Genomic DNA, 206 nt, shown 5'->3' with positions numbered 1-206 from the left:
GGGCTGCGCGCAGCCCCGGCCGCGCTCCTACAGCTCCGCCAGGAGCTCCGCCTTCTTCACCGAGAACTCCTCGTCCGTCACCAGCCCCGCCTGGTGGAGTTCCCCGAGGTGGCGGATCCGGTCCGCGATGTCGGCGGGGTCGCGGCGCGGGACCGGCACCGGCACCGGTGTGGCCGGCCCCGCCGCCCGCACCGCGGCCAGCACCG

Annotated in this window: 1 protein-coding gene; it reads right to left on the bottom strand. The window is 77.7% G+C overall.

All coding sequences use genetic code 11. From position 1 onward, the window contains the following. Window positions 1-27: 27 nt before the first annotated feature. Window positions 28-206 (bottom strand): SHOCT domain-containing protein (locus tag BZY54_RS47665; protein ID WP_143668416.1); only part of this gene is annotated, 179 nt, incomplete at its 5' end.

It is taken from the genome of Streptomyces carpinensis (assembly GCF_002154505.1).
In the GTDB taxonomy this organism is placed as follows: Bacteria; Actinomycetota; Actinomycetes; order Streptomycetales; family Streptomycetaceae; genus Streptomyces; species Streptomyces carpinensis.
Note: the sequence above shows the minus strand (reverse complement) of the source record. Positions and strands in the feature narration are given on the sequence as shown.